The 14,671-nt window shown below is 42.5% G+C and carries 16 protein-coding genes and 1 riboswitch; of the genes, 13 read left to right on the forward strand and 3 right to left on the reverse strand.

Annotated elements, in window-relative coordinates:
- The first annotated feature begins 27 nt into the window (after positions 1-27).
- The 4 genes from HNR44_RS04685 to HNR44_RS04700 all read left to right on the forward strand — a co-directional run bounded on the left by HNR44_RS04685 (position 28) and on the right by HNR44_RS04700 (position 3,596).
- Positions 28-981 (forward strand): ABC transporter substrate-binding protein, encoded by a 954-nt coding sequence (locus tag HNR44_RS04685; protein ID WP_184402930.1) that lies wholly within the window; start codon positions 28-30, stop codon positions 979-981.
- Positions 965-2,002, forward strand: a complete 1,038-nt coding sequence (locus HNR44_RS04690) for a FecCD family ABC transporter permease (RefSeq protein ID WP_246406981.1) — start codon at positions 965-967, stop codon at positions 2,000-2,002. Before HNR44_RS04685 ends, HNR44_RS04690 begins: the two co-directional genes overlap by 17 nt.
- Positions 2,003-2,013: 11 nt before the next feature.
- Positions 2,014-3,324: an ABC transporter ATP-binding protein gene (locus HNR44_RS04695; protein WP_184402931.1), complete on the forward strand. Its 1,311-nt coding sequence runs from the start codon at positions 2,014-2,016 to the stop codon at positions 3,322-3,324.
- 89 nt (positions 3,325-3,413) lie between these two features.
- Entirely contained in the window at positions 3,414-3,596 is a 183-nt protein-coding gene (locus HNR44_RS04700) for a hypothetical protein (protein WP_184402932.1), read from the forward strand.
- Between the two features lie 205 nt (positions 3,597-3,801).
- Here HNR44_RS04700 and serA read toward each other — a convergent pair whose 3' ends face one another.
- Positions 3,802-5,400: a phosphoglycerate dehydrogenase gene (gene serA / locus HNR44_RS04705; RefSeq protein WP_184402933.1), complete on the reverse strand. Its 1,599-nt coding sequence runs from the start codon at positions 5,398-5,400 to the stop codon at positions 3,802-3,804.
- A gap of 94 nt (positions 5,401-5,494) precedes the next feature.
- The gene (locus HNR44_RS04710) at positions 5,495-5,743 is read right to left on the reverse strand and encodes a ferredoxin (protein WP_184402934.1); all 249 of its coding nucleotides are present in this window, start codon (positions 5,741-5,743) and stop codon (positions 5,495-5,497) included.
- A 250-nt stretch (positions 5,744-5,993) separates the two neighbouring features.
- Between HNR44_RS04710 and HNR44_RS04715 the strand changes: the two genes are divergently transcribed.
- On the forward strand, positions 5,994-6,263 hold the full coding sequence (locus tag HNR44_RS04715; protein ID WP_184402935.1) for a hypothetical protein: 270 nt from the start codon (positions 5,994-5,996) through the stop codon (positions 6,261-6,263).
- 62 nt (positions 6,264-6,325) lie between these two features.
- The gene (locus tag HNR44_RS04720) at positions 6,326-6,757 is read left to right on the forward strand and encodes a DUF2663 family protein (RefSeq protein WP_184402936.1); all 432 of its coding nucleotides are present in this window, start codon (positions 6,326-6,328) and stop codon (positions 6,755-6,757) included.
- 52 nt (positions 6,758-6,809) lie between these two features.
- Here HNR44_RS04720 and HNR44_RS04725 read toward each other — a convergent pair whose 3' ends face one another.
- The gene (locus HNR44_RS04725) at positions 6,810-7,022 is read right to left on the reverse strand and encodes a hypothetical protein (protein WP_184402937.1); all 213 of its coding nucleotides are present in this window, start codon (positions 7,020-7,022) and stop codon (positions 6,810-6,812) included.
- 191 nt (positions 7,023-7,213) lie between these two features.
- On the opposite strand from HNR44_RS04725, the gene HNR44_RS04730 reads away from it, so the two are divergent.
- The 7 genes from HNR44_RS04730 (at position 7,214) to HNR44_RS04760 (ending at position 14,656) form a co-directional block, all read left to right on the forward strand.
- Positions 7,214-7,900, forward strand: a complete 687-nt coding sequence (locus HNR44_RS04730) for an SIR2 family NAD-dependent protein deacylase (protein WP_184402938.1) — start codon at positions 7,214-7,216, stop codon at positions 7,898-7,900.
- A gap of 640 nt (positions 7,901-8,540) precedes the next feature.
- Positions 8,541-9,158 carry an adaptor protein MecA gene (locus tag HNR44_RS04735; protein ID WP_184402939.1) on the forward strand — a complete coding sequence of 206 codons (618 nt, stop codon included), beginning with the start codon at positions 8,541-8,543 and terminating at the stop codon, positions 9,156-9,158.
- A gap of 116 nt (positions 9,159-9,274) precedes the next feature.
- Positions 9,275-10,552 carry a Glu/Leu/Phe/Val family dehydrogenase gene (locus HNR44_RS04740; RefSeq protein WP_184402940.1) on the forward strand — a complete coding sequence of 426 codons (1,278 nt, stop codon included), beginning with the start codon at positions 9,275-9,277 and terminating at the stop codon, positions 10,550-10,552.
- A gap of 58 nt (positions 10,553-10,610) precedes the next feature.
- Positions 10,611-11,606, forward strand: coding sequence for a YpdA family putative bacillithiol disulfide reductase (locus HNR44_RS04745; RefSeq protein WP_184402941.1), 996 nt, complete (start codon positions 10,611-10,613; stop codon positions 11,604-11,606).
- A 10-nt stretch (positions 11,607-11,616) separates the two neighbouring features.
- Entirely contained in the window at positions 11,617-12,588 is a 972-nt protein-coding gene (locus tag HNR44_RS04750; protein WP_184402942.1) for an asparaginase, read from the forward strand.
- A gap of 72 nt (positions 12,589-12,660) precedes the next feature.
- A complete protein-coding gene (locus HNR44_RS04755) occupies positions 12,661-12,828 on the forward strand; it encodes a hypothetical protein (RefSeq protein ID WP_184402943.1) in 168 nt (55 codons plus the stop codon).
- Between the two features lie 395 nt (positions 12,829-13,223).
- A riboswitch (SAM riboswitch) is annotated at positions 13,224-13,329 on the forward strand.
- 205 nt (positions 13,330-13,534) lie between these two features.
- On the forward strand, positions 13,535-14,656 hold the full coding sequence (locus HNR44_RS04760; RefSeq protein WP_184402944.1) for a methionine biosynthesis PLP-dependent protein: 1,122 nt from the start codon (positions 13,535-13,537) through the stop codon (positions 14,654-14,656).
- The last annotated feature ends 15 nt before the right edge of the window (positions 14,657-14,671 follow it).

The raw sequence follows: 14,671 nt of genomic DNA on the forward strand, positions 1-14,671 counted from the left end.
TAGTTGTAGAGGGAAAGAGGGGATTTGATGGGAAATATTCGTTCACTCCTCTTCGTCGTAGTGTTCATTATATTGTCCGCATGCAATGGAGAGGGAGCAAGGGAAGACTCAGACCAAAAGACCACAGGCTCGGAAGACGATGAAGGTCCATATCCAATCGAAGTTCAAGATGCCTATGATAACCGTATAGAGATTGAGGAGGAACCTGAAAGGATTGTAAGTCTAATGCCCAGTAATACCGAGATTGTATTTGCACTAGATAAAGGCGGGGATCTCGTTGGGGTGACGGATTTCGATGACTTTCCCGAAGAAGTGCAAGAAATTGAGACGGTAGGTTCAGGGCTTGAATTTGATGTTGAGCGAGTACTGACGCTTCGGCCTGATCTTGTACTTCATCATGCCTCAAGCGGTGATGCTGCAAACGAAGGGATACAACAACTGGAAAATGCAGACATCGATGTTCTAACTGTTGGGGAGCCAACGTCTTTAAGTGAAGCTTATGAGGCGATAGAATTGGTTAGTATGGCGGTGGATAGGCAGCCTCAAGCGAAAGAAATTATCGGCGATATCGAAAATAAAGTTGAAGAAATCCAGGAGACCATCGATCATATCCCCGAGGATGAACGTCCCCACGTATGGATGGAAGTATCTTCTGATCCAGAGCTTTATACGACAGGAGAAAATACGTTCATGGATGATATGTTAACAGCTGTCGGTGCGAAAAATGCAGCTGCAGGAAGTGAAGGCTGGGTACCCTATACAGAAGAAGAGGCGGTTTCCTTAAATCCAGATGTTATTATTACGACCTATGGGGATGAAGAAATGATTATGGAAAGAGAAGCTTGGCAAGAAGTGACAGCTGTACAGGAAGAGAGGGTATATAGTCTGGATGGAGACCTGCTGTCCAGGCCAGGTCCGAGGCTTGCTGAAGGACTGAGGTTACTTGCTTCCCATATCTATGAAGATGAACGTACAGAATAGAAAGCGCCGTCCATTATTCGTTTATGTCGTCGCTTTTCTTTTTTCCATGATTATGATTGTTATGGGTATCTCAGTTGGGAGTCAAGCGATCCTGCCCAGTGAAGTAATGAAGATCTTCAATGCTTATTTTTTCGATATTGGTTCGGTGGATCCTATACACGCTCAAATTGTTATCGATATTAGGCTTCCCCGTACGCTTCTCGCTTTTCTCGTAGGAGCTGCTTTATCTGCTGCAGGTGTTGCTTTTCAAGGGTTTCTGCGTAATCCACTCGCTGATCCTTATACGCTGGGGGTATCTTCAGGGGCAGCCTTGGGAGCTGTAATTGTTATTTTTTTTCAATTATCGATTCCTCTTCTCGGAAATTTCACCTTACCAACGATAAGTATCGGAAGCGGACTTTTGACCCTTTTGTTTTTATTATGGTTTGCCAGAGCGTTGCGCCGCTCTCTCTCAGCAGAAACCATCATTTTAATCGGCATTATTATCAGCGCATTTTTAGGGGCTTGCCTATCTCTTTTCATTGCACTTGCTGGCGAGGAATTGAGGCAAGCAATTCAGTGGCTGCTCGGCAGTGTCGGTATGCGTGGTTGGGACTATGTGTATTTAATGATTCCTTTTTTCCTGTTTGGAACCATTTTGATTGCTTCCTGTCTAAAAGAATTGAATGCTTTTGCCTTCGGACAGGATTTTGCACGCCATATTGGTGTAAGTGTGCAAAAAAGAGGTGTCGTGATTTTAATTGGAGCTGCGATTTTGACAGGCACTGCAGTAGCCGTAGCGGGTACGATTGGTTTCGTAGGACTTGTCGTGCCACATTTTGTGCGGATGTTAATCGGTCCCAATCACGTTCATCTCTTACCTGTTTCTATGTTGACCGGGGGAGGGTTTTTAATTGCAGCAGATATTTCTGCCCGGACATTACTTGCACCCATGGAATTACCCCTCGGTGTGATCACAGCGATTATTGGCGCTCCCATTTTCGCTTATTTGCTTTTTGTCCAACAACGTCGCAAGAATTAAGGAGCTAACCGTTGCTAGATGTAAAGAATGTCACCAGTGGTTATGGCAAAAAAACCGTTGTGCAAGATGTTTCTTTTAGTATTAACAAGGGAGAAATATTTGGAATTATCGGCCCTAACGGAAGTGGTAAATCGACATTATTGCAGCTATGCTCTGGGACAATGCCGTTAATGTCGGGAAAAATAAAACTAAATGGAAGGCATTTACACCAATATAAGGATAAAGAACGGGCACGTTTGTTGTCGGTTGTGTCGCAGCAAGCATTTATTTATTTTGCTTACTCGGTAAAGGAATTTGTGGCACTTGGACGTTATCCTCACTCACGAACGTTATTTTCGGCTGATCAAAAGGAAGATGCAGAAGTCATCTCGAAAATCATGAAAGAAATGGATGTATGGAAACACAAAGATCAACTTCTTCAGGCTTTAAGTGGTGGTGAACGTCAGCGGGTATTTTTGGCAAGAGCGCTCGTACAAGATCCTGCTATTATCATGCTCGATGAGCCGACCAATCATTTGGATATCTCTTATCAAGTTCAGTTTTTAAATCGCTTACGGGCGTGGACTCTAGCCAACCACCGAGCAGTAGGAATTATTTTTCATGACCTGAATTTAGCTTCTCTTTATTGTGACCGAGTTCTTCTTTTAAAGGACGGTAAACGAAAAGCTGTTGGCACCCCCCAGGAGGTTTTGACAAAGGAAAATATAGAGTTGCACTACCAAACACGCGTCGATGTTCACATTCATCCCAGTATCCCTAAACAGCAGGTTTTAATATCTCCAGAGGTGCAAACGAAGCAGACATTCAACCATGTAGAAGCATTCATTACAGCAAAGGAAATGGTCTGGAAAACACCATTTCAATTAAAAGTGTTTTCCAGTAAAGCGGTCGAAAGCAGTTATACATGGGCCGAGGACTTGAGGCTTTCTCTCCCATATGAGGAAGCCGGGGAAAAGTCGATCCATTGGGAAAACGGCCCTATAAAAGCAGCGAGGGGTACCGTTCTAAAACAAGTAGAATTTCAAGAGAAAGCATTTTTAGGAGTAACCCTTAACAGAGCAAGAAAAGGGGAGGTAATCATCCTTATCTTTGCAAAACTTCAAGAAGTCGAGTATATCGATTTGTTCATGGAGGTGATGAAAGGGTTAACGGATTTCTTATCGAAAAAAGGGGAGGATTTAGAACTAAGAGCGGTGACCATCGGAAGTGATCATCGAGAAAGAGCAAAAAACCCTTCTCATTTTTATGATTTAAAGAGAAAAACAGTTACGGAATTGCAATCAATGTTTAACCTGCTTATCGGTGATGAGAATAAAGGTTAAAGAAGCCGTTGGTAAAGGACAGGCCTGTTCTATACAGCCAACGGCTTACATATGCTCATATAAAAAGTGAAATGAGGAAAGCGAGGCACTTGAAGCGGATGTTGGATTATATGAAACGTTTTGGTGTTGTATTGCTGTTTTCACTAGTGTTATTAACGGTTATGAATGTATTGACAATTGCGATAGACACAGACCAGGAAAATATGACGACATGGGGGATGAATATCGTTAACCCGATATTTAGCAGCGTCTCCTCGATGATACTAAACTAGTGTAGATGGTTTCATGACACCACTTAGAGGAATATTTCACCAAATAATGAAGTGAGAATTGTTGATGTAACAAACATTGTCGTGAGTGGTCGCCATCGTGCACTAGATTCTTTATGGTAATCGCTAGGAAAATTGCTAAGATAAATTCAGCCATGCTTTTGTAGAAAAAGCAGCCGCTTTCCCTTTATGGCGGCTGCTTTCAATATTATAATTCAATCATGTCAGCGGCAAGGATTTCGTCAAACGTTGATAGATCATTAATGACCTCGGGGGAAATTTCCTTATCAACCGCGAGCATCATAATCGCTTCGCCGCCTTCTTCTTTTCTTCCAACTTGCATCGTCGCAATGTTTACATTGTGTTGACCAAGAAGCTGCCCCATTTTACCGATCACTCCCGGTTGATCACTATGCCGAATATAAATTAAATGCCCCGTTGGAAATAGATCGACATTAAACTCATTGATTCTTACAATGCGCGGACCGTAGGCCTCGATATATGTCCCTTGTACAACAAATTCACCAGCATTTCCATGAACCGTTGCTTGTACAAGATTGGCATATCCGTAGGACTCAGAGTTGTGAGCTTGACTGTAGGAAATTCCCCTTTCTTCAGCAATTACACCGGCATTAACGACATTTACGGGTGCATCCACACGTGGAGATAAAAAACCAGCCATAAAACTGCGTGCAATGACAGTGGTATCTTCTCTGGAAATGGAACCGCTAAATGAGACATCAATATGCTGGACCGGCGTTTTCACGCATTGACTGACGAAATTTCCCATCGTATTCGTTAGTTCATAATAGGGACGTATTTTTTCGTACAATTCTTCAGATATAGCAGGCAAGTTAATCGAGTGAGCAGCAGGTGCACCTTCCAGTACACTAATCACTTCCTCTGCGACTTGTGTTGCCACACTTTCTTGGGCTTCTACTGTAGAGGCAGCGATATGAGGGGTCACAATTACTTGCGGTAGGTCAATCAGGCTATAATTCGTTGCCGGTTCATGTTCGAAAACATCAAGAGCTGCTCCGGCTACATGTCCATTTTCAATGGCTGTCTGCAAGGCCTGTTCATCGATGATACCTCCGCGCGCGCAATTTAAGATGAAAACACCGGGTTTTGTTTTATTCAGATTTTCTTCATTGAAAAGATTCTTCGTTTCTTTTGTGAGTGGAGTATGGACGGTGATTACATCAGCTGCTTCCAATAATTCTTCAAAAGATAAGAGAGTTACTCCTACTTTTTTGGCTCGTTCAGCAGTCAGAAAGGGATCATAAACGACAACGGGCATTTGGAAAGCCGCTGCACGCTTGGCAAGCTCCGAACCTATGCGGCCAAACCCGACAATCCCCAACGTTTTACCGCGAAGTTCGGTTCCCTGAAACGCTTTCCGATTCCACTCGTGAGCCTTAACAGAACTATACGCTTGCGGAATATTACGGCACAGTGACATCATCATGGCGAACGTATGCTCAGCCGTTGAAATCGTATTACCATCGGGTGCATTGATGATAATAACCCCATGTTTTGTCGCTGCATCTAGGTCGATATTATCTGTACCTACGCCAGCCCGGGCCACAATTTTCAAGTTCGGCATCTGCGCTAGAAGAGCAGCGTCCACTTGCGTAGAGCTTCGTACGAGAAGCGCTGAAAAACGGTTCAAATCATCCCGTTCACTAGGTTTGGCACGAACTACTTCGAAATTTTCCTTGTTCAACAATGGCGACAGACCATCGTCGCTCATCGCGTCGGCAACTAAGACTGCATGTGCTGTATCAACATTCGCTGCAATTGTCATCGCTCCAACTCCCCTTTTTTACTATAAAGTATAAAAGCCCTGTTATGTAAAAATCCCCCAAGAGGGGGCGGCTTCTAATCATTACCTGTCACTCTTATTCAAACCTATAGGGATCGCCTTCAAAAGGTTTAGAGGCTATTTTTATAGAATCGGTCGGACATCCTTCGAGCGCTTCCTCCATATCTTCTTCAAGAAGGTCAGGGACACTAATGATACCTTGGTTATGATCTAGTAATCCTTCAGCCAATCCTTCATCATCATAATCGAATAAGCTAGGAGCGCTTACACCACATGCACCACAAGCAATACATGTATCTTTATCGACGATCGTATACGTATTCATCCCATATAGACCTCCAATGAATATCATCCCTATGTTCATATTGTATGACTTGGTTACACACATTTCAACCGGAAGAGTAAGAGTTTTGTAATGATAGTGTCAATCATTAGTTAATTGTAGTTCTCTAAATTCTTAAGTTGTAAAAAGAAATCATAGCATGAGTGGGTTGGAAAAAGATGATAAAATATCAGTTGTCAAAGTGTAACTGTTCAGTTAATGTACAGGTAGAGGAAGTCGGGAGTGATGTATTATGGTTGATATACAAAAGGAAAAAGAAGATATGAACAGAAATGAAAACAACACAGAAGAGGCAGCGGCTACATCTTTACCATCAAGGTTGGATAAACATGGAACTCGAAAAAAGCAAAAAAGTTTGCAGCCTAAACGGGCAGAACAAAAAAAGGAAAGCTTCCATGTAGAGGCAAAGGATTACAATAAAAGCCCGATGATTGCAAATGTGCTGCTCATTCTTTTTATCATGCTCGTGATGATAATATTTTCGTTCGCGCTTAGCCCATAAATGATTGAGACAAGGAATGCCTGAGTTTGAGTATACATACATATCCTTATGGAGGTGTATGTATGAAAAACGATAAAAAGCAATACATGACGCCGTTTGCTGAACGAATCATTCGCGAATTAATTAAACGGAAAAAAGAGGAAAAGAAGAGGGAAAGGTTAGTTAGGATCAGTGGTTGGATAACGACATCGGCATGTGCCCTTATCCTTATATCCTTGCTCACAATCGGGAGTTCGAACGATGAAATCACTTTATTTCAAATGTTTACATCGAACGTTGGGTTCATTGTAGTTGCTATTTGCATATCTGCTGCTGCGTTCCTCGTTTTTGAAAAGAAAAAACTTGACGAAGCGGAAAAAGAGTATCAGGAACTGAGAAATGAAGTTGTCGATCGGTACGAAGAAATTTGGCATACCGAGCAATTACGCAAGCAAAGTTATATCCTTTATGATTGGTTGGAAAAGGAACACGATGTAAATTTGTTTCACCGTTAAGGTAATAACAGAAAATTGAATATAATCAAAAGATGGATGGAAAACCACCCATTCAACGTCTGATATCAAGCGTCGAGGTTTGATTGGGAAAAGCTTCCTCTGTTAAAGGTTCCGCGATGATAAGTCCAATAAAACAAAGGACAACCCCTATCCCCATAAAGACAAATGGAGCTGTCAGCTTTTTTTTAAAATAAAGCAGAAGCAATAATAAAATAAAACCCAATCCAAAGAAAGCAGCCCCCGAAACAAATATGATGTAATCCATAACTTCACCTCATTGGATTCAATAATGCATGTAGACTCTAATTCGGATGTCAATAAGATGGGAAAGAAAGGAAAAGCCAGCCCCAGTTTAGTAGTTGCAACGGATATTAATGATCCCCTAACATTATAAATAAAATATTTGTCGGTTGCCATTATTGTCTATGGCAATTTGTCGAACTTTGGAGGTTTTCCATGAACACTTATCCCAAACGCATAGCCATTTTAACAGGTGCAGGAATGTCAACAGAAAGCGGTGTTCCGGATTTTCGCTCTCAAACTGGCCTGTGGGCAAAACATGACCCGATGAAAACAGCGACAGTAGAGGCTTTAGAGAACGATTATGAACACTTCCATGAGTTTTATAGAAATCGTATTGAAAGCCTGAAATCAATTGATCCCCACCAGGGGCACGAAATCATCACAAATTGGCAAAGGGCCGGGATGATTTCAGTGATAGCGACACAAAATGTAGATGGACTGCATCAGAAAAGTGGGAGTCAAAATGTCGCTGAACTCCATGGAAACCTCCGTGAGTTCAGGTGTTATGGTTGTGAATCTACCTTGGAGGAAGCGGATTTTATCTCGAAAAAAAGCTGTGAACACTGTGGTGGTAAAATTCGTCCAAATATCGTATTATTTGGCGAGCAGTTACCCATTGATACGTGGGAATATGCGATGGAAAAAATACGTGAATCGGATGTTTTAGTCGTTTTAGGGACAAGCTTGCAAGTGTCACCTGTTAACCAACTGCCTGACCTTGCTCCTGCGGAAAAAATATACATCAATGATGATCTCCATACAGACATTCACTTTACACGTACGATTCAGGGGAAAGCAAGCGAAGGGTTGAGCATTTTATCCCGAGAGTGGGGAGTATAGGTTAAGGAATAAGACAGAATCACTAGAAACGAATGTTTACATCATCCTTACAATCGTATATTTCCCCCTGCCGAGAACGTTTGTCATAAGAGCAAAATTCTCGGCGCACATGTTTCAACGAGTATAGAAGAAGATTGATGTGCCAATGATCAGCGGGTACTTTTCGGAAATAGGAAAGAAGTCAATGACAAATATGAGCGGAATGGATCGTTCATTTTCTGTTTACATATACGTATTTATTCCTGCCGCAAAAGAAGATTCGGTTCATCTTCTCGCATGACCCTTCTTATCCTTTAACAATTCCACCACTCAGAAGTATGATCTCATCTCACGGCACAATTCTAGTGGAGAATAGTTAGGCATATGACCTGAAGGTGCTTTTACCAAGAATGGTCGGAGTTGTAAGCAAAGAGGTGGGACAAGATCGCTCTGCTTCGTATAGGTGCGTATCCAAATCCACGTTATTACTTGAAGGAGTGACGGTTTTGAATAATGACTGAAAAAGGGGCAGGAGATATCAAGTTTTTAAAGAACACGATAAGGATTCGTTGAATAGCGTATAGAAACGACCAGTATTTCAGCAGGTGATTAAGCCACCTGCAAAGCTGGGTCCCACAAGGACAAAAAAGGAGGGGCGGTTATGCGTCTGGAACGGATTGCCGCTAATAAAATTAAAGTGTTTCTCACCTTTGACGATTTACAAGAGCGTGGTTTAACGAAAGAGGATCTATGGCTGGATCGCCCACGGGTACACCAATTATTCCGCGACCTTGTCATGGAGGCAGACACTTCATTGGGCTTTAAGGCTGATGGGACTTTGTCTGTTGAAGTGTTCGCATTACCTGCACAAGGAATGGTCATCCATATATCGAAAAATGAGACGGAAAATGAAGAAGATGATATGATAGAAATGGATATTACTGTAGATGAGCGATTGGATTTATTTTATAAATTCCAGGATTTCGAGGCGGTCTTGCAACTTGTTGCCATATTTACGCGTCTTGGCGTAAAAAGCGGGAAGTTAATGTCTATGGACGGTTACTACTATCTCCATTTTCCGGCAAGGATACGTTACGATTTAGGGTATGATCGTTGTGTTGCGCTTATTTCAGAATTCGGGGAAGCCTGTCCACATTCCCCGGTTGTTGTCGAAGAACATGGTTCGATATTAATTAAGAAACAAGCGGTTACTAAATTAGCATCAGCTTTTAGTCTTCGTAAAGAAGCCGAAAATGTGGAAAAAGAAGCCGATTTTTAATATAGTTAAAGGGAGACGATTCAAGCGAGAATCGGAAGAATGAAATGTTAACTCATTGGGTTTGGGTTGTAACATCTAAACCCGAATCCAATCGAACATATGGAGGTGTCCCTTACATGGGGGAGAACGGAAAAGAGCAAGCGGTGGCTGATTCAAAAGGTCATCGTCATGAATTTACAAAAGCGCAAGAGGTTATCCATTATGCGTTAGAGCAATGGGGTTACCCATTTGAAGTCTATGAACTATTACGTGAGCCACTTCGAACATTAACCGTCCGTATTCCAGTGAAGATGGATGATGGAAGGACTGAGGTATTCACGGGCTACCGTGTACAACATAATGACGCTGTAGGTCCTGCCCTTGGAGGTGTTCGTTTTCATCCAGAAGTGATGGAAGATGATGTTAAATCTGCCGCGATATGGGCGTCTCTGCAATCAGGGCTCGTGGATATTCCCTACGGAGGCGCAAGCGGCGCGATCGTATGTAATCCAACGAAGCTTTCATTCCGGGAGTTGGAAGCTTTGAGCCGCGGTTATATTCGGGCGATTATCCCATCCATTGGCTCAACGAAAGACGTAATCACCCCGGACGCTGTTACGAATACACAAGTGATGGCATGGATGCTTGATGAATACAGTCAGTTCAGTGCGTTGGACCCCTCAGGTTTCATGACTGGAAAACCCGTTCTAGGCGGATCTTTAGGACGGGAAGTTGCGCTCGCTAAAGGGGCCGCCATCATAGCCAAAGAAGCAGCAAAACAGGAAAACATACAGTTAAAAAATGGCCGGGTCGTCATCCATGGCTTTGGGAATGTAGGTACTTATGTGGCCAAGGAATTAGTAGAGCAAGGGGTAAAAATCGTCGGTGTTTCCGATGGGTATGGAGCTCTGCATGATGAAGACGGGTTAGATGTTGATTACTTACTGGATCGTCGTGATAGCTTTGGTATGGTTACAAATCTGTTCAAAAACTCGATCTCCAAAGAACAGTTGCTCGGTGTTGATTGCGACCTGATCATTGATGCTTCAAGGGATCGCGTAATGACGCCAAAAACGGTTAAATCAATAAAGGCTGATCTTCTCGTGGAAACGGGCAAACGCACGATTTCTGAAGAAGCTTCTGCACAGTTGCATGAGCAAGGAACAACTGTTATTCCTCATGTTCTTACGAGTGCTGGTAATAAAGTGCTTTCTTACTTGGAAGGTGTACAAAACCACCAAGGATATTACTGGATGGAAGAAGAAGTGAATGAGAAATTACAACAAATAATGGAAAATGCATTATCTGTGGTCTATGAGCATTCACGTAAACGCAAAATGGACATGCAACAAGCTGCCTACATGATTGGCATTCACAAACACGCTGAATCCTGCCGTTTACGGGGATGGATCTAATTTTATTAGGTATATTGTATGGTGATCTTGGAGATCGTAAGGGTTGGAGGAATCAAACTTGATACACGAAAAAATCGTCATTATCGGTGCCGGTCCCTGCGGTTTAGCAGCAGCAATTGCATGTAAGGAAAAAGGATATGACCCGTTGGTCATAGAGAAAGAAAATGTCGTTTCCGCGATTTATCACTATCCGACACATCAAACCTTTTTCAGTACTGCAGCTAAATTGGAAATCGGTGACGTGCCTTTTATTACCGTTGATCGCAAACCGAGACGTAATGAGGCACTTGCGTATTACAGAGATGTGGTGGAGCGTAAACAATTACGTATCCACACGTATGAAACCGTTAAGGGTGTACAAAAATCAGCCGATGGGACGTTTGAATTGTATACAACTACGGCTAAAGGAGAGCCGAAAGAATACTTTGCAACGTATGTCATTATGGCGACCGGATACTATGATCACCCTAATAAACTTGGATGTGAAGGAGAGCACCTTCCACACGTTTATCATTATTTTAAAGAAGCCCATCCTTTTCATCATCAAGACGTTGTCGTGATTGGTGGGAAAAATTCAGCTGTTGATGCAACACTGGCTTTGGAGAAAGCAGGAGCAAATGTGACCGTTTTATATCGTGGAGGTACGTACTCATCGAGTATAAAACCATGGATTTTACCAGAATTTGAAGGACTTGTACGGAAGAATAACGTTGATATGATCTTTGATGCTGAAGTCACAAGGATCACCAAAAATAAGGTATATTACGAGAAGAATGGGGAAAAGGCCGATATCGACGCTGATTTTGTTTTTGCCATGGTTGGTTATCATCCCGATCACTCTTTTTTATCTGCAGCTGGTGTAACGATTGACCAAGAAACGGGGAGACCGCACTATGATCCTGAGACCTTAGAAACGGACATATCAGGATTATTCATTGCCGGAGTATTGGCCGCTGGTAATAATGCTAATGAAATCTTTATTGAAACGGGAAGATACCACGGCAGCCGCATAGTTGAAGCGATCAAATCCGCTGAAAACGTCCAGCAGACGTAAGGGGCACAAAATGAAAAAGATTGCACTAATCACTACCGGAGGAACGATTGCGAGCAGGGAAACGAAAGAGGGTCGTTTACGCGCAGGAGAACGATCGGGGCAAGAACTTATTGAGAAGTGTGACGTCCCTTTTGACTTGGATTTAAAGGTTATTTCTCTTTTAAATAAGCCATCCGTTCATATTGCTTATGAAGACTTATGGTTGTTAAGATCAACGATAGTGGACGTGCTCCATCATAAAGACATTGCCGGTGTTGTTGTTACATCAGGAACGGATACACTTGAAGAAGTGGCCTATTTTCTGGATTTAACTATAGAAAATAAAAAGCCCGTGGTGGTGACTGGTTCCCAACGGGGGCCAGACCAAGTGGGTAGTGACGCATTTGTTAATTTACGAAATGCAATGATCGCTGCAGCTGATGAACGGGTGACCGCGCTTGGACCAGTCGTGATTTTTAATGAACGTATTTTCTCAGCAAGGTATGTACGGAAAGCCCATGCTTCCAATGTACAAGGATTTAATACCTTAGGGTACGGTTACTTTGGTATTATTGATAACGATCGTGTTAACCTTTATCAGCGCCCACTGTCCCGCGATATATATGAACCAAAAAGTGAAATCGCGAAAGTCCGTCATCAAGTGGAAATTATAAAAGTACACTTAGGAACCTCACCTTTTCTGTTAGAACACCTTTTACAATTAGAGACGATTGACGCTATAGTCATTGAAGGGTTAGGCAGGGGACAAGTCCCTGCTACTTTCATGCCGGCAATTGCAAATGCGCATATCCCTATTGTGATTACAACGAGCGCTGAAGAGGGAAAAGTATATCCAACGTATGATTATGCTGGCAGTACTTATGATTTGCTTAATCATGGGGTGATTTTAGGAAAAGACTACAGTAGCCGAAAAGCAAAAATAAAACTGTATGTATTATTAGAAACCGGTGAAACTAATTTCCAAGAAGCATTTCAAAGATAAGTTTCTATTCGGATTACACGCCACTGGCTGGTGATTAGTTGCAGTTATAGAGCAATAAAGGAGGGAGTCTCAATGCCAACGGATACGAGGTATCGCATCGTGATTCGTTGCCCGAATTGTGGAGAGAAGTATATCTTGCGTGGCCGGCAAAAAGGAAATGGAGAATATGAAACAGGATTTAAACAATGTGTATGCGGGAATGAAGATCAACTCGTCGTTGAAGCTTCTCCGGAGACATGATGATGTTTAAGTTGGAAAAGGTGACTCTGTAAGGGCACCTTTTTGTACTATAGGAAGTTTAACTACGTTTCAGGGTTCAAAAAGTCCGGGAGAAATAGCTTTCGCACCTCTGCGTCGTCTTCTATCCTCGATCTACCCGGCTCTTTTTCTCCTTCTTTTTGAGCAAGCACTTTAAGGAGAAAAAAGACTATGGCTTTCGCTATTTTGCGAAAGCCGAGTATTTTTAATGCCTAGAATTATTTAAATACTATTAACCATCTTCTAATGACTATTTATTTTTGGTGAAAACCAAATCCTGCAAATCTATCCTACCGTAAGTACAGAAACAAAAACGGTTGATAGAATTTTTATTTTCCTGTATTGTTAATGAAAAGTAAAAACTTAGTCAAATGTATTTCTTATCTAGAGAGACTGAGGGAAAGGGCCCTAAGATGTCTCAGCAACCAGCTCTTTTGAGTCAGGTGCTACTTCCTGCGGAACGATGGTTCCGAAAGATAAGAAGAGGCTCTCATGCAGAATGCTTTCTTCTTACGATAGGGAGGCGCTAGGGTAGCGTTATAAAGGAATGACGCTTCTTAGAGTTACTTTCGATAAGGAGGAGGCTTTTTTTATACGATAAAAAATATTTCATGACAGTATAGATTACACGGCTAAGTTTTTGATGTTAGGCATGTCAAGAAAAGGCAACGAGAGGAGAGAAGGTCATATGGAACGAAACTATACAAGAGAGACGAGGCTCGTGCAAGCTGGCAACCGAAAGGATCCACGTACGGGAGCGGTCAACGCGCCTATTTATATGAGCACAGCTTTTCAACATACAGGGGTTGGAGAATCAACAGGATATGACTATGCCCGGACAGGGAATCCGACGAGGGAAGTCCTTGAAGAGACCATTGCTGATTTAGAAAACGGTCGTTTCGGGTTCGCCTGTAGTTCTGGTATGGCTGCTATTCAGGCTGTGTTCAGTCTGTTTTCCCAAGGAGATGATGTGATTGCTTCCGTTGACTTGTATGGAGGTACATATCGGTTGTTTCGTGAGTACTGGCCGCAGTGGGGGATAGATGTTCGTTATCAGGATCCCAGAGACCTTGAATCTGTCAGGGCTTCGATCAAGGAAAACACAAAGGCTCTCTTTATTGAAACGCCGACGAACCCATTAATGCAAGAAGCAGATTTAGATGCGCTTGGGAACATTGCAAAAGAGCACAATTTGCTCATGATTGTTGATAATACATTTTACACCCCTTTATTACAGCAACCCCTTGAACAGGGTGCCGATATCGTGATTCATAGCGCTACCAAGTACTTAGGTGGGCATAATGATCTCGTTGCCGGATTGGTGGTTACGGATGATGAGAAGTTAGGGGAGCGGTTATTTCATATCCAAAATGGGATTGGCATGACACTTGGTGCGTTTGATTCCTGGCTTTTAACCCGAGGAATGAAAACTCTATCTCTGCGGATGGAGAAACATCAGCAAAATGCTGCTGCTGTCAGCGAGGTGCTCTCCACGCATCCACTGATTACAGAGGTCCTTTATCCCGGAAAGGGAGGAATGCTTTCGTTTAAGGTGCAGGATGAACGCCTTGTTGACCCTTTACTTCGACATTTACAAGTGGTCACATTTGCAGAGAGTCTTGGTGGTGTGGAAAGTTTAATGACATACCCATCCGTTCAAACACATGCGGATATTCCTGAAGATGTAAGAATCGCAAATGGTGTCACGAATGAGTTAATGCGATTGTCCTGTGGAATTGAGAACCATGAGGATATTATTTCTGACATTAAGTTAGCCCTGGAGGAAGCGGAGCGAACGATTCAAACATAATCGAAGTAAGGAAAG

The organism is Geomicrobium halophilum (genome assembly GCF_014207655.1).
In the GTDB taxonomy this organism is placed as follows: Bacteria; Bacillota; Bacilli; order Bacillales; family Marinococcaceae; genus Geomicrobium; species Geomicrobium halophilum.

What these genes read in the sequence shown, in the direction of transcription:
- HNR44_RS04735 (WP_184402939.1), top strand. Translation starts at nt 8,541, where the DNA reads ATGCGTCTGGAACGGATTGCCGCTAATAAAATTAAAGTGTTTCTCACC.
- HNR44_RS04720 (WP_184402936.1), top strand. Translation starts at nt 6,326, where the DNA reads ATGAAAAACGATAAAAAGCAATACATGACGCCGTTTGCTGAACGAATC.
- HNR44_RS04750 (WP_184402942.1), top strand. Translation starts at nt 11,617, where the DNA reads ATGAAAAAGATTGCACTAATCACTACCGGAGGAACGATTGCGAGCAGG.
- HNR44_RS04760 (WP_184402944.1), top strand. Translation starts at nt 13,535, where the DNA reads ATGGAACGAAACTATACAAGAGAGACGAGGCTCGTGCAAGCTGGCAAC.
- HNR44_RS04740 (WP_184402940.1), top strand. Translation starts at nt 9,275, where the DNA reads ATGGGGGAGAACGGAAAAGAGCAAGCGGTGGCTGATTCAAAAGGTCAT.
- HNR44_RS04685 (WP_184402930.1), top strand. Translation starts at nt 28, where the DNA reads ATGGGAAATATTCGTTCACTCCTCTTCGTCGTAGTGTTCATTATATTG.
- HNR44_RS04725 (WP_184402937.1), bottom strand. Translation starts at nt 7,022, where the DNA reads ATGGATTACATCATATTTGTTTCGGGGGCTGCTTTCTTTGGATTGGGT.
- serA (WP_184402933.1), bottom strand. Translation starts at nt 5,400, where the DNA reads ATGACAATTGCAGCGAATGTTGATACAGCACATGCAGTCTTAGTTGCC.
- HNR44_RS04730 (WP_184402938.1), top strand. Translation starts at nt 7,214, where the DNA reads ATGAACACTTATCCCAAACGCATAGCCATTTTAACAGGTGCAGGAATG.
- HNR44_RS04690 (WP_246406981.1), top strand. Translation starts at nt 965, where the DNA reads ATGAACGTACAGAATAGAAAGCGCCGTCCATTATTCGTTTATGTCGTC.
- HNR44_RS04755 (WP_184402943.1), top strand. Translation starts at nt 12,661, where the DNA reads ATGCCAACGGATACGAGGTATCGCATCGTGATTCGTTGCCCGAATTGT.
- HNR44_RS04715 (WP_184402935.1), top strand. Translation starts at nt 5,994, where the DNA reads ATGGTTGATATACAAAAGGAAAAAGAAGATATGAACAGAAATGAAAAC.
- HNR44_RS04710 (WP_184402934.1), bottom strand. Translation starts at nt 5,743, where the DNA reads ATGAATACGTATACGATCGTCGATAAAGATACATGTATTGCTTGTGGT.